Origin of the sequence: Hugenholtzia roseola DSM 9546, assembly GCF_000422585.1 — a bacterium.
GTDB classification, from domain to species: Bacteria; Bacteroidota; Bacteroidia; order Cytophagales; family Bernardetiaceae; genus Hugenholtzia; species Hugenholtzia roseola.
On record NZ_KE383883.1, the window covers coordinates 171,100 to 187,010 of the forward strand.

A 15,911-nucleotide genomic window follows, 5' to 3' on the forward strand; every position below is an offset into this window, starting at 1 on the left:
ACTAAGAGGCTTTCGCAACACCTTCAAAGGGCTTGTCTTGATTTGGACTTCTTTTTTGTATTCGCTTCTTTTTCTTACCTATCTAATACGCCTACTTATGAGCATCAATTCCTCCCAAGAACTCCTAAAAGGTACGCTTAGTACCATCATCTTGCGTCTTTTGGAAGAGCGCGGCAGAATGTACGGCTACGAACTTACGCAATGCGTCAAAGAACTAACAGGGGGCAAGATATTGCTCAAAGAAGGTTCGCTTTATCCTGCTCTGCACAAGCTCGAAGCTGAGGGTTACATTGTGTCTGAATCGGTTTTTATTGGCAAAAGAGTGCGCAAATATTACACGCTTACGCCCGTAGGGGCAAGCCAAACTACCCAAGCCGTAGATGACTTACTCGATTTCCTCAACACTATCCACCACCTGATAACCTCCCAACCGCTCTATGGCACGACTTGAAACCTCCGCGCCTTTGGTCTTAGATGAGGCACAAGTAGAGCTGATTTGGAAGCGCATAGAGGCGAGCCAAATCACGAATGAAGAACTCAAAAACAGCCTATTAGACCATTTTTGCTGCTTTATTGAAGAAAAAATAAACGAGGGCTATGCCTTCGAAGAAAGCTACCAAAAGGCTTTTGCAGCCATTAGTCCGAATGGGCTACAAGAAATAGAAGAAGAACTTTTTTTTATGTTACACTTTCAAACCCAACTTAATATGAAACGCATCTTGTATGTATCGGGCTTTTTTGTAGCCTTCACTTTCACGCTTTATCTCTTGTTTCGCCACCTCAAATGGGAAGGCTCACATTTTTTCCTACAATCGGGCAACTACTTATTGGCACTCTTGGTGCTGCCTATTTTAGCCGTTATGGGCTATCAAAATAGACGCAGCCTAAATTTTGGCGACAAAGCACGCCTTATTTTGGGTATCCTTTCTACCGAAATTTTGAGTATCGGCATGATTTTCAAGGGCTTGCATTTTCCCGGTGCCAATATCCTTTTTGTGAGTGGCACAGCCGTTTTTGCCTTTGTCTTCCTGCCCCTCTTTTTCTACCAACTCTATCAACGCTCGGCGCAAAGCCAACCGAAGGTAGTAGCCTAAGTAGGAACAAACCCAAAAACTGTCGTTTTGAAGGAAAAATGCTGCACAGTGGGACAAGGCAGGTCTTGTCCTACTGACTACCTAAGGGTCTTTTTTATTTTTTTTCTAAAAAAAGAAGCCGCCTTGCAACCCTTGTTCTAAAATCTTGTCTTTATAGGCAAAACCTCAACAACCTTCTCTCTTTTTTCTCGTTATATCTCTAATCGACAACTCCTACTCTTATGAAAAAATTGCTGGTCTTACTTTTTCTTTTGGCGGCAGTAGCCTTAGCCGAAACCGTTTATCTCAACCTGCAAAACTTTTCGCCACTCCTTTTTTCAGGCATTAGCCAAGCGCAAGCTGCTGAAAAATCGCAGTCGCTCCCCCTACAAGAAACTTTTAGCGCACCCGTTTTGCGCTTAGAAATACCCCAAGAAGCCCTCAAACACGAATGTACCCTCAAAAATGACAAGCTCATCTGTGATTGGACGCTTAAAAGCAACGAAGAAGCTGATAAGCAGATACAAGAAAAGGGTGCAAGCCTATTACTACATGGCTACGGAAATGCACAAAATCTGTGATAATTTGCGATAACTTTTGATAGTTAAAATCTTTGACAAGTAAAATAGCCGACAAGTGCAGAAAAGCGCAAAGCCACTTTTTTCTCAAAGGTAACAAGCTCAAATAATGGTCTGAAAATAAGGCATTTATCACACAAAAAATATACTTCATAAAAAAACTCATAACGGCTTGTTATGAGTTTTTTATGTTTTTTGTGGCGTTGTTACAACGGTCAGAAGGTCAAAAAACGGGGTTTTGTGCTTCGCGCAAACCTGCTGAACCCCCACCCTGCCCTCCCCCCATAGGGGAGGGTTCGAAAACCAAATCATTTTTTTATGCTCGCATAAAAAAATGATGCCGAATCAAAGCCCCGCCCTATGGGGCAGTAATGTTAAGTTCTGTAAAAAGCCTTGTTTTTTCAAATTTGACACGAAATAAAATTTGGACTGAACCCATTTTTGGGTCTGAAAACCCTATTTTATTTCAATCTCACTTCGGACAAGGCAATGCCTTGTCCCTACATTTGAATCTGTTTTTTTAGAATTTAACATCACTGCCCTATGGGGGCGGGGTTTGGGGTGGGGTGCATTTAAGGCTTTTATCGTTGTAACAAAACCTTTTTTGTTTTGATAGCTAAATAAACAGGCTAAATAAATAGAAAAATATTTGCCCTTATTCGGCTACCTCCTCACTCGAATCAGGCGCAATCTCTGGCGCGGCTGCTTCTGCATTGAGGTCGTCTTCGGTTTCGATGTTTTCTACCTTTGCAACAGAGGCAATGGCATCACCTTCGGGCAGGTTGATAAGTTTGACACCTTGCGTTGCCCTTCCCATCAGACGCAATTCCGATACAGAGAAGCGAATCATGACACCCGACTTTTTAATAATCATCAAATCGTCGTTATCCGTTACGGCTTTGATGCTGACCAAATCGCCTGTTTTTTCAGTGATTTTGAGCGTCGTAACGCCCTTTCCTCCGCGCTTGGTGATGCGATATTCTTCAATATCAGAACGTTTGCCGTATCCTTTTTCTGAAACAACCAATAAATTTTGGCTTGCCTGCTTGATACAGACCATGCCCACTACGCGCTCTTGGTCTTCTACATAAATCCCCTTCACGCCTGTTGCGCCTCTGCCCATAGCACGCACGTCGCCTTCGTGAAAACAGATAGCCCTTCCCGAATTGACGGCAGCAACGATATGCGAATCGCCGTCAGTGAGCTGCACATCTAAAAGCGAGTCGTCTTGGTTGATGGTAATGGCATTGATACCTGCCTGTCTTGGGCGCGAATAGGCTTCGAGGGCGGTCTTTTTAATGACCCCTTTCTGGGTGCAGAAAATGAGGTAGTGGTTGTTGATGTAATCTTCGTCGGAAAGTGTCTTGACATTGATGACGGCTTGCACCATTTCACCATTTTCGATGGCGATAAGATTTTGAAGTGGTCTTCCCTTCGAAGTTTTCGCACCTTCGGGAACTTCGTATGCTTTGAGCCAATAGACTTTTCCGAAGTTGGTGAAAATCAGGATATAGTTATGATTTGATGCGATAAAGAGATGCTCTGTAAAGTCGTCTTCTTTGGTAGTAACGCCCTTTGCACCTGTGCCGCCCCTACTCTGTGCGCGATACTCGATAAGGGGAGTTCGCTTGATATAGCCCGCCTTAGAGATAGTGATGACCATTTCTTCGTCGGGAATCAGGTCTTCCATCTCGATTTCTTGCCCGTCGTGTTCGATTTGCGTTCTGCGCTTATCGCCAAATTTATCTTTTAGCCCCTGCAATTCATCTACGATAATTTTCATACGCAAGACCTTATCGGCTAAGATTTCGCGATAATAAGCAATCGTTTTGAGCAGTTCGTCGTATTCGGCTTGCAATTTGGCACGCTCCATTCCTGTTAGGCGTTGTAGGCGTGTTTCCAAAATGTTTTTTGCCTGTACGTCGGTAAAAGAGAAGACAAAGCCTTGTGGCATTTCCACGCCTTCGAAAAAGCGCGATTGCAGGTCTAAGGCTAATTTGCCCATCAACATTTGCTTGGCAGTATCGGCATCAGCAGCACTTCGGATAGTGGCAATGACCAAATCAATCACCTCTAAGGCTTTGAGCAAACCTTCCAAGAGATGCAGACGCTCTTCGGCTTTTCGCAAATCGTATTGTGTGCGCTTGACCACAATTTCATGGCGATGCTCTACATAGTATTTGATTAACTCTTTGAGATTGAGCGTCGCAGGTCTGCCCTTTACTAAGGCTACATTATTGACGCTGAAAGTGCTTTGCAGAGAAGTATATTTAAAAAGTTGGTTCAAAACCACACTCGCCATTGCCTCGCGCTTGATTTCATAGACAATGCGTAGCCCTTCTCTATCTGACTCGTCGCGAATAGCAGAGATGCCCTCTATTTTTTTCTCATTGACCAAAGCCGCCGTTTTTTCTATCAAAACCGCCTTATTCACCTGATAGGGAATTTCGGTTACGATAATTTGCTCTCTGCCGTTTTTGTCGGTTTCGATATTGGCTACGGCACGCAAGACAATCCTGCCTCTGCCTGTTTCGAAGGCTTTTCTAACACCCTGATAGCCATAAATAATGCCTCCTGTGGGAAAATCGGGAGCTTTTACATACTCCATCAAGGCGGCAATGCTGATGTCGGGGTTTTGGATATAAGCAATAATGCCTTCCACTACTTCGGTCAGGTTGTGGGGTGCCATATTGGTAGCCATACCAACGGCAATACCCGAAGTACCATTGACGAGCAAGTTGGGCAAACGTGCAGGTAGTACGCTGGGTTCGGTGAGCGAATCGTCGAAGTTGGGTTCGAAATTAACAACCTCCTTTTCTAAATCCGCCAACATCTCCTCTGCCAAACGCGACATACGCGCTTCGGTATAACGCATCGCCGCCGCACTATCGCCATCGATAGAGCCAAAGTTGCCCTGCCCATCTACCAAAGGGTAGCGCAACGACCACTCCTGCGCCATGCGAACCATCGTTTCATAGACAGACGAGTCGCCGTGAGGGTGATATTTACCTAATACCTCCCCTACAATACGCGCCGACTTTTTGTAGGGCTTATTGTGATAGACCCCTAAGTCGAGCATGCCATACAAGACCCTGCGATGCACAGGCTTTAAGCCATCGCGCACGTCGGGCAAGGCACGCGAGATGATGACCGACATCGAATAATCGATGTATGCGCCGCGCATTTCGTCTTCTATGCTGACGCTAATGATATTTCCTTCTTCTGTCATAAAATAGTGCTTCTTGGTGTCTGACACCTGAATAATCTTGCCTTTGGGGTGAAAGGTGGGCTTTTTCAGAAGGTTAGTAAAAAGCGATAAGGGCTTCTATTTTCCTTCAAAAACTGCTTTTTCCCCCAGCCGCAGGGCAGGCAAATAACTCCGCAAGATACGAATTTTTCACGACACTGCCGCATATTTTTTGAAAAACAACCCTACTTTTCGGCTTTATTTTCACCCAAAAAGGAGTCTGAACAAAGGCAATCTTGTTTTTTATTTTTTTGTTTTGTGTCTATTTTTTTATACCAAATATTTGATGAATAAATTTTGTATAATAGACTTTATCCTGTGCAATTTATTTATTTTAAAAGATTTGTGGCAAGTTAGCCTCCGTTTTCGTTTGCCTAAAAGTGTGTAGCTATTAGCAATAAAATTCAAACATACGGCTGCTGCCTTGCCCAGAAGTCGAGTATTTTTTCGGTTGCGCCACAATTTTCTAAGACATACCGACGCGCCTTTTCGCCCGTTGTGCGCCTTAATACTTCATCTTGATAGAGCCTTCTGAAAATTTCTGCCATTTGCTGCCCTTTTCCTACGGCAAAGGCAGCTTCTTGTGCCAATAAATCTTGCGCTTCCTGAAATTTGGCATACTGCTGATTGCCAAAAAAAATGGGTATCCCAAAGACAGCAACCTCCAAAATGTTGTGCAGCCCTGTGCGCAAGCCACCACCCACGTAAGCAAGGTCGGCATAAGCATAGATGCTTGAAAGCATGCCCATGTTATCGATAAGCAAGATTTGGTATTTTTCCAATTCAGTAGGCTTTTTTTGCAAAGCATCTGAAAAGCGAATCAACCATTTGGGCGGCAAGGCTTTTTCTACTTCGCGCAAATGACTTTCGCCAATCTGATGGGGCGCAATGACAATCTTTAAAGGCTCTTGAAAGTTTTGTAGAAATTCTTGTAAAAGTTCAATATCTTCCGACCAAGTGCTGCCCAGCACCAGCAGTTTTTGCTGACCCGCAAAAAACTCGATGGTAGGAATTTCCTTGCGTTGTGCCTCTATGCTACGCACCCTATCGAAGCGCGTATCGCCTGCAAGGGTAGTTTGCGAAATATTTATTTTTTGTAATAACTGATTTGTAGTTTGATTTTGTGTAAAAAAATGCGTTGCCTTTCTTAGTGTTGCTCGCTGCACCTTGCCCAAAATGGGGTGAAAAATTTTTTGTTCGGGTCTTAAAATGACAGAAAAACAGAGGAGCGGAATCTTTTTTTCGGCTAAAGTTTTGAAATAAAAATAAAAAAAGTCGTATTTTGTCCAAAAAACAAGCGTAGGATTGACCGTTTCTATAAAAAAACGCGCATTTGCCGCCGTATCCAAAGGGAGATAAGTTACCCAATCTGCCCCTGCATAGTTTTTTCGCACCTCATAACCGCTGGGCGAAAAAAAGGTAAGCAAGACCTGATATTGAGGATATTGCACCCTGAAAGCCTCCAATAAAGGACGCGCCTGCTCAAACTCACCCAAAGAAGACACGTGAAACCACGCCAAAGGCACTTGGCGGCGGTTGTGAAGTTGCTGCTTCAATTTTTCGCGCCACTCGGCTCTGCCTTCGGTGAAAAGATGGGCTTTTTCCGAAAAAAGAGAAGCAACACGCACTGTCGCACCATAGGCACAAATTGCGCCACGATAGAGAGTAGAATAAAGGGCAAACAAAGTCTTTGCGTTTTGAGGATAGAATAAGAAAGCAAACCGTTGTACCTACAAATATAAGCCTTTTTTCGAAACGCTACAAAAAAAAGTCCTCGCCAAACTGACAGGGACTTTTTTCAATTCAAACAAAAAAAATGAACAAAACTTATTTAATGACATCAGCTAATTTTTCTTGAATTAGCTCGCCTACTACGGGTACGGGCTTCTCCTCACCGTTGATAGCCGAAATAAGCCCCATAATCCAAAATACAAAAGTTCCTAAGGCGGCGACAAGTCCTACAATCCAACCCACAAAAGGTATCACATTGAAAAGCGAACCTACAATACCTAAAATGGCGATTCCTGCCATTTGGCGCAAGTGGAAGGTGCTAAGGCTCGAACGATTTGCCTCGTCTTGGTTCATGACATAGGCGACAACCCAACCCACTAAGGTAATGTAGCTAATGACTGCAACGTTTTTGCCTTTATCAGAAGTGGTAGGCTTGTTAATATTATTGTCCAACTGGCTCATAAAAGAAAAAGATTAGAGAGATGAGAAAAATATAGGCTACAAGGCTCAAAAATCATGCTACATTTTAGATTTGAGCCACAAAAGAAAAAAAAGTATCATTTTTTTTATGTAATGCTTCGCTTTGTCAGGTTTTTGGTATAAAGTAGGGGCAATCGCCTATAAAAAATTGCGTAACCCTCGAATACAAAAAAGTCCGAATTAGGAAATCTAACTCGGACTTTGTGATCCCGCTGGGGCTCGAACCCAGGACCCCAACATTAAAAGTGTTGTGCTCTACCAACTGAGCTACGGAATCATTCTGAGAATAAAAACAACTTTTACGCTATTTTTTGTACTATCAAAAAGGTGATTGAAAAAGCCCTCTATCTAAGAGAGCTGTGCAAAACAGTTTTGAGATAGCACAGAATATCGCACAAAGTATCGTACAATAAAGACGAAAGACAAGAAACCAATAGTAGTGCTCACGGAGCGACTCGAACGCTCACAAGCTTGCGCTTACCACCCCCTCAAGATGGCGTGTCTACCAATTTCACCACGTGAGCGATAAAGGGTAGTGATCCCGCTGGGGCTCGAACCCAGGACCCCAACATTAAAAGTGTTGTGCTCTACCAACTGAGCTACGGAATCGTTTTTTTTGGTAAAGAACAGCGAAAGTAGCGAAAAAGTTTGGTATCTTCAAACTTTTATTAAAAAGCGACAAAGGGCTTGTTTTTTTATCGTTTTTAGCTAATTTTGCACTGTCTTTTGTAACTTCTTAGGGCGTTTCCCTAAAAGGTGATGCAAAGGTAGAGCTTATTTTCGAAACTTGCAAACAACATGCCCAAAAAAATTGCGTTTTTTTTTCTACTTTTCGCCAACTTGCTGATTTTCAAAGTGCAAGGCGAAGATAAAATTATGGAGGCTTTCAAAAAAGCCGATGTTTTGTATGAAAGTGAGAAATACATCGATGCCTTTCAGGTGTATTCGGTCTTGTGGCAAGACTTAGGTGTGTTCAATGAAGGTATGCTTTTAAAGATGGCATCTATCAAGGAGCGCAGCAAAGAGCATGAGCAGGCACTCTACTATCTTTCACTGTATTATCGCTACTTCCCCGATAAGAAGGTCTTGGAAAAGATGAGCGAGCTGGCGGCTGCCAAAGACCTGCAAGGCTATCAATATTCCGACCTCAAATATTTTCAGATGCTTTGGCTACGTTATGAACTCTATGGAATTGGTATAGGGAGTTTCTTGGCACTTGTCTTTATCGTTCTGATAATCAAGCGCATGAAGGAAGGAAGCAGCCCTTGGAGTTTGGTTCTGACCAATGTCCTGATTTTGGTCGGCTTGGGGGTAGCCTATCATTTTTCGCGCCCTGACGCTGAATTTATCGTAACGCACAACCATGTAGCCCTGATGCAAGACCCTTCGGCAGCAGCAGAGCTTGTGGAGTGGATAGACAAAGGACATAAGTTGCCGCTTTTAGGCAAACAAGATATTTGGATACAGACCGAATGGAAAGGACAGACGGTTTTTATTAGAGAACACAACGCCATTTTTTTGAACTAAAAAACCGAAAGCCCTAAGTATTTTGAAATGCTTAGGGCTTTTTTTGGCTTCAATGGGGGCATCAAAATTTAATTCTACCAGCGAACTACGGCTTTGATATTGAAAAAACGCTGCGAAAGTCCGTTGGGAACAGCAAACTGAAAATCATTGACAAAATCGCGCACCCAGAGGTAAGAGATAATATTTTCTACCCCTAAAAGATTCAAGACCTCTGCGCCAAGCCAAATGGATTTGATGCGTTGGTTTGGATTGAAAACCAATAATTTAGAAAAGCCAACATCAACCCTACGGTAGGCGGGCGCACTGAAAACGGAGCGAAAATCGGGGCGATTGGGTACGCTAAAAGGCAAACCTGAACCAAACATCAGGCGAATGTTCATGCGCCAAGTGGGGTCGTTGGGGAGGAAATCTTCAAAGTACATCGTCGCCGTAACGCGCTGGTCGGTGGGGCGACGAATAAAACCACGCGTGTCGAAATCCACATCTTCGCGGACGCTCATCAAACTTAGTGCTACCCACGACTCTGTCCCCTTGATAAGTTCGCCACTCAAACGCAAATCAAGCCCTGCCACATACGCAATGGCGTTGTTTTGGGCATAATAGCGCAGACGGACGTTGTCTATATCGTAGGGAACAACGTTCCAAAGGCGTTTGTAGTAGGTTTCGGCAATAAACTGAAAAGGACGCTCCCACGATTTAAAAGTCCAATTCATGCCTGCAATCACATGCAAGGCACTTTGCGCTCGCAAGTTGGTGTTCAAAACGCCCTCAAAATTGCGCAACTCGCGATAAAAAGGAGGCTGCTGATAAAGCCCGACGGCGGCTTGGAAGGTAATGTCTTTTTTCCAATGCAGGGGAACATACTGATATTGCAGGCGCGGACTTAGCAAAAACTGTCGATTTAAAGACCAATAATTGCCCCTTAGACCATAGATAATTTTGTGTTGGTGCGATTTGCCTATATTTTGTTGGTGTTGGGCATAAAAAGCAAACCTTTGTGAAGCCGTTTGCAGTTGGGCATCAAGAAAGCGGTTTCTTTTCACAAAGCCTGCCGAATCCAAAACATTGTATTCATAGAGTTGGTCTTCTATCTGCTCATGGCTTAGAGAAAAGCCCCATTCTATTTCATTTTTTGTATTGATTTGAAAAACACTGCGGTTTTGAAAAGAAAAAATCTGCGCCTGCAAAACATTTCGCGCATGGTTGTATTCTGCTCCTACGCCCCTGACTAAGGCGCATTGGTTGAAAGTGTTGGAATTAGGGTCGTTATCTACATCACAAAGGCGATACGCACCATTGACATCAATAAATTCGCGCTCTTGGGTATTGATAGCGGAGGCTATCCAACTGATTTTGAGGCGTTTATCGGTAGAAAAATGCGTCCATCGCGCACTGCCCTGATAGGTGGTATAATTCATAATTTCATTCCCACTATAAGCCACAAAGAGGCGCATCTGCCTATCAAAAGTGCCGAAAGTAGTTTGGCGGCTTTGCGGCAAGACCTGATAGCGATTTTGCGCCACCGAAGTAAGCACTTGCAGGGTGCTATTTTTGCCTGTTTGAAGGGTAAATAAACCCTGCAAATCGGTAAAACGCGGTAGATATTGCCCGTCCGTTTCCAAAGTGTTGAACAGATAACGCGCGTCTTTATGTCGCAATCCTACAATAAAATTCATTTTTTTGTTTTTGCTAATGCCCTCTATGTGTGCCGAACCGCCAAGCAATCCCAAAGTAGCCGAGCCGCCCCATTTCTTTGGTGTCTTATATTCGATGTCCAAGACGGAGGAGAGTTTGTCGCCAAATTTGGGTTGCCAGCCGCCCGAAGAAAAAGAAATCTGCTCGACCATTTCGGGATTGACAAAACTAAGCCCTTCTTGCTGCCCTGCCGAAACCAAAAAGGGACGATAAATTTCCATGCCATTGACATAGACCAAGTTTTCTTCATAACTGCCCCCACGCACCTGATAAGTAGAAGAAAGTTCGCTATTGCTCACGATACCAAGCCCCAGCGTTGCCAATTTTTGGTTAAATTCGTCAAAAGGGGTAGGCACTTTGAGCAAACTCGCCGCGTTGGGGCGCAGCGTGCTGATGGTAGGCATGGCTTCTGTTTCAATGACGACAGATGCCAAATCTGCACTTTTTTCAGCCAAAGTAATGGTCAGAAAAAGGGTATCGCTGTTACTTGTAGCCATTTGGCGGGGCTTTATTTCTTTTTCTACGGTCTGATAGTTAATATGTTGAAAGATAAGTTTTAGGTCATCTTGTTCGTTTTTTTCGGAAAGGGCGAGGCTAAAATTGCCCATTTTGTCGGTCTGTGTGCCGCGCTGTATCCTACCTGCCTCCTTTGCGACACCCACCGCCACAAACGCAATCGGATTAGCAAGCGAATCGACTACTCTGCCTTTGATAATCAAAGGACTATTTTGCGCTTGCAACAAAGATTTTGAAGCTCCAAAAAATAGAAAACAAGCCAAAAACCAATAAAAGGCAGTAGCCATTCTTGAATGGGTAGCTTTTTGCAGAAAAAAATACATATTTTGCTAAAATTGGTGAGTAGCGATAAACGCCTCTTTAGTGATTGTGCTAAGTTATTTTTTGCGAAGATAGTGCCTTTTTGCTGATAACGCAAAAGCCGTTTTTTTGGGGAAGTCCGACACAAGAGAGAAAAAGAAATAACATCTCCCGAAGAAATGTTATTTCTGCGAAACCAAAAGTTTTTCAAACCCTAAAAGTGCATTTTATTCGCCTTTTGCCTATCATTTCCTATTTTTTGAGCAAAGAAACCCTCAACCAGTCTAAGACGATATTAGCGGCAAAGTTGATGTTTAGGTGGCGATTTGTCGTTAGGGTGAGTTTTTTTGCCTTACAATCTTGCGCGTCTGAATAGGCAATCCAGACCGTTCCGACGGGCTTTTCGGGTGTTCCGCCTTCGGGACCGGCAATACCTGTAACAGCAATGCCAATATCTGTCCCTAAGACCTCTCGCACGCCCTTTGCCATTTCGGTAGCCGTCTGCTCACTTACCGCACCGAAGGCTTGTAACGTTTCGGGCTTTACCCCCAAAGTTTTGACTTTGATAAGATTGCTATAAGCGACAATACTACCCCAATAAAACGCCGAAGCTCCACTATTTTTAGTGAGCAAATGCGAAAGAAAGCCGCCTGTACAACTTTCGGCTACGCCTAAGCTCAATTTTTTTTGAGAAAGCAACTGACTAACGGCATCTTCAAGTTCGTCTTCGTCAAAACCATAAACATTTTCTTCTATCAGTGGCAACACTTTTTCTACCTGCGCCCAGACTTCGGCTTCCATCTCTGCCATCGTCTTTCCCGTTGTGGTGAGGCGCAAGGTTACGCGCCCCATTTGTGGCAAGTAGGCAAGTTTGAGATGAGCAGGCAGGGCGTTTTCCCAATCAGCAATGCGCTCGGCTAAAATCGCTTCGGGTATGCCTACGGTCTTGATTTTTTTATGAAAGATGGGTTGCGGCTCGAAGTGTGCAATCAGGGCAGGCACTACTCTTTTTTCTGCCAAAAAGCGCGTTTCGGAAGGCACACCCGGCATCGAAACGACGACGAAATTTTCGCCTTCAAGCCACATACAAGGTGCTGTCCCTACATCATTTTGCAGGACTCTACAATTTTGGGGAACATCGGCTTGGGCTTTGTTTAGCTCGTTCATGATGCGTCCGCGGCTGCTAAAAAGGCGGTCTAAATGCGCCATCACGCCTTCATCTCTGCGTAGTGGCACACCGAAAAAATCGGCAAGGGTCTTTTTGGTGATGTCGTCTTTGGTAGGTCCCAAGCCGCCTGTTATCAAGATGATATGGCTGCGCTTGGTCGCTATGTTTAGCATTTCCAAAATTTCCTCCCTTGTATCGCCAATGGAGGTATGTTTCCAAACGCGAAAACCCGCGCTGGTGAGCTGTTGGCTTAGAAAGTGGGAGTTGGTATCGAGCGTCTGTCCGTAGAGTAGTTCGTCGCCGATAGTGATAATTTCTGCTAAGTGCATCATAGGAATGGGAGAAAAATGAATTTTGCCAAAGCCTGAATAAAGGCACAATATAATAAGACTTTTGCGCTTTGTGGAAAAAGCTGTAAATTTGTTATCGTTTTTCGCAAAAAGAACGCTTTTGCGCCCAAAACTGCGTACCTTCACCTTTGCAAAACGCTCTCTATACAACCTTAGTAGCAGCGAAAAGTTGGCTTAGGATACAGAATAGCTTGGGCGCGACACTGCAATTTTCTACTTATCAGACCTTAATTGTTGAAGTCATGGACAAAGATTTGACCTTTGATGTTATCATTGAAATCCCGAAGGGAAGCCGCAATAAATACGAATACGACCCTGTCAAGCGCATGATTCGTTACGACCGCATGATTTTTTCTTCGATGCACTACCCAAGCGATTATGGCTTTATCCCCGAAACACTTTCCGACGACGGCGACCCCCTCGATGTCTTGGTCTTAGTATCTGAACCTACTTTCCCCGGCTGTTTGATTGAAGTGCGCCCTGTGGGGGTCTTCAATATGCGCGACGAAAAGGGCAAAGACGAAAAACTGCTCTGCGTACCCGTATCCGACCCGATTTGGAACAAAATCCACAAGCTCGAACAAGTCAATGCGCACCTTCAACTCGAAATTAGCCACTTCTTTGAGGTCTATAAAGATTTGGAGCGCAAAAAAGTATCGGTAGAAGGTTGGGAAGACGAAAACAAAGCGCGTGAAATCTATTTTGCCTGCAAAAAGAAATATGAAGAAAAGCAAAAAGATGTCTTTTCTATCCGTCCGGGCATGTAAAAAATAGCACAGAACCCTAAGAGCGCGTCTGCCTCTTGGGGTTTTGGTTGGAATGAGAAAATTCCAAACCTTTACCCGCCTTTTCGAGTTAGGACGAAAACCCTTGTACCTACAACGGTTATGTGGATTTTAACACGTCCTTTTCTCCCCTTTTCTTAACACATTTGTTTTGTAGCCCCACTCAAAATGGTAGAGATTCTAACAGACAACGAAGGCAAAACGCAATTAGCCGCCCAAGAAAAAGCAATCGTCAAATATTTTGCAAGCTGGTGTGGTAGCTGTCGCCTTATCAAACCTAAGTACAACCGTCTTTCCGAAGATGAACGCTTTAAAGGCATTGCCTTTTTAGACGTAGATGCGGAAAATAGCCCCGAATTGCGCCAATTAGCAGGGGTTACGAACCTGCCCTATTTTGCAATCTTTGAAAAGGGCGTACTCAAAGAGGGTATCGCCACCAACAAAGAGGAAGCCATTGTAGAACTTTTGGGCAAGCTCTAATCGGTTTTATCCCTCCTGATTACAAAATCTATGAAACTGCCTATTATCAAAAAATTAGCTGAAAGCTATGAGGTAGCCCAACTCGAAGCCGCTGCCGAAGCCCTCGAAGCGGGCGAACAGCCTGCCATCGAAATAGAAGGCGCAGACGAGGGCGAACAGCTCACGCATGCCCTTGCTGCTGCTTGGGTGCGCCAAAAAGTAGAAACTGACGGCGTAGAAGCACGTGAAGCCTTGCGTGCCTATACCCAGATGGTGCGTAATTCTATTTCCTAAACCGCGCTTTATTTTGAATTTGGTGAAGGACAAGACCCTATTGGTGAGGCTTTGCGCCCAATAGGGTCTTTTGTTGCGCTAAGGCATCTTGAAAAGAAACTTTTTATCTATCGTTTGCGTTGCGATATTATCGGCTTTTTTTACCTACTTTCATTTTCCTACCCAAAATTTTCCTACCTAAAACTTGTATCGCCAAAATGGACAAACCCTCGAAAAAAGGCAAAGCTGCAAAAAGCCAAGAGCCACAGAAGCCCAAAGTCAATCCCGAATTGGCAGGTTTTGAAGTCAAGATAGGTGCGTTTGGTGAAATTATCACCTCCTACGACCAAGACCAAATCAACGACTTTCTAAACCGCAAACTCTACGACAAGAAATTAAACAACGAAACCGATACGCCCAGCACAGAAAGTGAAAAAGAAAATCAGACAAAAAATCAGACAAAAAACAAGGCAGAGTAGGCATTGTTTGAAAACACCACTAAACTCGCTGATTATCAATAAGAAACAAATGCCTTAAAGGGTCTTTTGCGAAGGGCTTACTCCTGAATCCTACCTTCCTCAAACCTTTTTCTGTTCGTTTTTCTTATCTTTGTCAAAAGGTTTTTTAATTATCGCACCATGAGCAGGAAACTAATTCGTTTTGATTGGGCAATGAAAAAATTGCTGCGCCATAAAGCTAACTTTGGTATTTTGGAAGGCTTTTTATCGGAGCTGCTTCGCTTTGATGTAAGCATTGAAAGCATTTTGGAAAGCGAAAGCAATAAGCAAGACGAATACGATAAGTATAATAGGGTAGATATTTTGGTGAGAAGCCAAAATAATGAACTAATGTTGGTAGAAGTACAAAACGATTCTGAAATTGATTATTTCCATCGCATGCTCTTTGGGGTTTCCAAATTGGTAACTGAGTACATCAAAGAAGGTGAGCCTTATGGTACAATTAAAAAGATTTATTCTATAAACATTGTTTATTTTGGCTTAGGGCAAGGAAAAGATTATGTCTATGAATACAAGGGCGAATTTATAGGTCTGCACCAAAAAGATGTTTTAATTCCCACAACCTTGCAAAAGCAAGATTTTAAAGTGGAAAAAGTATCAGATATTTTCCCAAAATACTACATTCTAAAAGTAAATAATTTTAATGATATAGCAAAAAATACCCTCGATGAATGGGTTTATTTCTTAAAAAATAGCGAAGTAAAGGATACTTTCAAAGCAAAAGGTTTGGATAAGGCGAAAGAAAAAATGCGTTACGAAAATCTGACCGACGAGGAAAAGAAAATGTATGACCGCTTTCAGGAAAATAGACGTATCGAAATCAGTGTGGAATACACGGCAAAATTAGAAGCAAAGCAGGAACGAAGTATTGAGGTTGCGAAAACTGCCATTAAGAAAGGTTTTGACAGTGAAACGATTGCAGAACTAACAGGTTTAAGTATTGAGCAAGTAGAACAGCTACGCTCTGCAAAAGACTAAAAATTGTACCCTTTAAATCTCTAAAAAAGCAAACCCTCATTTCTAACTTGCTTTTTTCTTTTTTTCGTATCTTTGTAAAAATAGAAAACCATGAGTAGAAAACTAATTCGTTTTGATTGGGCAATGAAAAAATTGCTGCGCCACAAAGCCAACTTTGGCATTTTGGAGGGCTTTTTATCGGAGCTACTTCGCTTTGATGTAAGCATTGAAAGCATTTTGGAAAGCGAAAGCAA

The 15,911-nt window shown here is 43.3% G+C and carries 14 protein-coding genes and 3 tRNA genes; 9 read left to right on the plus strand and 8 right to left on the minus strand.

Annotated elements, in window-relative coordinates; translation table 11 throughout:
* Positions 1-97 precede the first annotated feature (97 nt).
* The 3 genes from G500_RS0116660 to G500_RS0116670 all read left to right on the plus strand — a co-directional run bounded on the left by G500_RS0116660 (position 98) and on the right by G500_RS0116670 (position 1,654).
* Positions 98-451: a PadR family transcriptional regulator gene (locus G500_RS0116660; RefSeq protein WP_027003378.1), complete on the plus strand. Its 354-nt coding sequence runs from the start codon at positions 98-100 to the stop codon at positions 449-451.
* The gene (locus G500_RS0116665) at positions 438-1,094 is read left to right on the plus strand and encodes a hypothetical protein (protein WP_027003379.1); all 657 of its coding nucleotides are present in this window, start codon (positions 438-440) and stop codon (positions 1,092-1,094) included. The genes G500_RS0116660 and G500_RS0116665 overlap by 14 nt, the downstream gene beginning before the upstream one ends.
* 221 nt (positions 1,095-1,315) lie before the next feature.
* A complete protein-coding gene (locus G500_RS0116670) occupies positions 1,316-1,654 on the plus strand; it encodes a hypothetical protein (protein ID WP_027003380.1) in 339 nt (112 codons plus the stop codon).
* 652 nt (positions 1,655-2,306) lie between these two features.
* On the opposite strand, the gene gyrA is transcribed toward G500_RS0116670, so the two are convergent.
* From gyrA to G500_RS0116715, 6 genes are all read right to left on the minus strand, one after another.
* Positions 2,307-4,880: a DNA gyrase subunit A gene (gene gyrA, locus G500_RS0116685; protein ID WP_027003381.1), complete on the minus strand. Its 2,574-nt coding sequence runs from the start codon at positions 4,878-4,880 to the stop codon at positions 2,307-2,309.
* Positions 4,881-5,302: 422 nt separating this feature from the next.
* Entirely contained in the window at positions 5,303-6,583 is a 1,281-nt protein-coding gene (locus G500_RS0116695; protein ID WP_035757773.1) for a 3-deoxy-D-manno-octulosonic acid transferase, read from the minus strand.
* Between the two features lie 142 nt (positions 6,584-6,725).
* Positions 6,726-7,091: a DUF4870 domain-containing protein gene (locus tag G500_RS0116700; protein WP_035757776.1), complete on the minus strand. Its 366-nt coding sequence runs from the start codon at positions 7,089-7,091 to the stop codon at positions 6,726-6,728.
* A 222-nt stretch (positions 7,092-7,313) separates the two neighbouring features.
* Positions 7,314-7,386 (minus strand) — tRNA-Lys (locus G500_RS0116710).
* Between the two features lie 163 nt (positions 7,387-7,549).
* A tRNA-Leu gene (locus tag G500_RS25800) sits at positions 7,550-7,633 on the minus strand.
* Between the two features lie 12 nt (positions 7,634-7,645).
* Positions 7,646-7,718 (minus strand) — tRNA-Lys (locus G500_RS0116715).
* A gap of 189 nt (positions 7,719-7,907) precedes the next feature.
* Here G500_RS0116715 and G500_RS0116720 point away from each other — a divergent pair.
* A complete protein-coding gene (locus G500_RS0116720; RefSeq protein ID WP_027003385.1) occupies positions 7,908-8,636 on the plus strand; it encodes a hypothetical protein in 729 nt (242 codons plus the stop codon).
* A gap of 74 nt (positions 8,637-8,710) precedes the next feature.
* Here the strand turns inward: G500_RS0116720 and G500_RS0116725 are convergent, their stop codons facing one another.
* Positions 8,711-11,170: a TonB-dependent receptor gene (locus G500_RS0116725; protein WP_086047941.1), complete on the minus strand. Its 2,460-nt coding sequence runs from the start codon at positions 11,168-11,170 to the stop codon at positions 8,711-8,713.
* A 229-nt stretch (positions 11,171-11,399) separates the two neighbouring features.
* Positions 11,400-12,647, minus strand: a complete 1,248-nt coding sequence (locus tag G500_RS0116735) for a competence/damage-inducible protein A (protein ID WP_035757828.1) — start codon at positions 12,645-12,647, stop codon at positions 11,400-11,402.
* A 146-nt stretch (positions 12,648-12,793) separates the two neighbouring features.
* On the opposite strand from G500_RS0116735, the gene G500_RS0116740 reads away from it, so the two are divergent.
* The 5 genes from G500_RS0116740 (at position 12,794) to G500_RS0116760 (ending at position 15,678) form a co-directional block, all read left to right on the plus strand.
* Positions 12,794-13,432, plus strand: coding sequence for an inorganic diphosphatase (locus G500_RS0116740; protein WP_245574501.1), 639 nt, complete (start codon positions 12,794-12,796; stop codon positions 13,430-13,432).
* 186 nt (positions 13,433-13,618) lie between these two features.
* The gene (locus G500_RS0116745) at positions 13,619-13,930 is read left to right on the plus strand and encodes a thioredoxin family protein (RefSeq protein ID WP_027003390.1); all 312 of its coding nucleotides are present in this window, start codon (positions 13,619-13,621) and stop codon (positions 13,928-13,930) included.
* A 30-nt stretch (positions 13,931-13,960) separates the two neighbouring features.
* Positions 13,961-14,203 (plus strand): DUF6952 family protein, encoded by a 243-nt coding sequence (locus G500_RS0116750; RefSeq protein WP_027003391.1) that lies wholly within the window; start codon positions 13,961-13,963, stop codon positions 14,201-14,203.
* 197 nt (positions 14,204-14,400) lie between these two features.
* Complete coding sequence (locus G500_RS23920; RefSeq protein WP_051203770.1) at positions 14,401-14,661, plus strand: hypothetical protein; 261 nt, start codon at positions 14,401-14,403, stop codon at positions 14,659-14,661.
* Between the two features lie 159 nt (positions 14,662-14,820).
* Positions 14,821-15,678, plus strand: a complete 858-nt coding sequence (locus G500_RS0116760) for an Rpn family recombination-promoting nuclease/putative transposase (protein WP_027003392.1) — start codon at positions 14,821-14,823, stop codon at positions 15,676-15,678.
* The last annotated feature ends 233 nt before the right edge of the window (positions 15,679-15,911 follow it).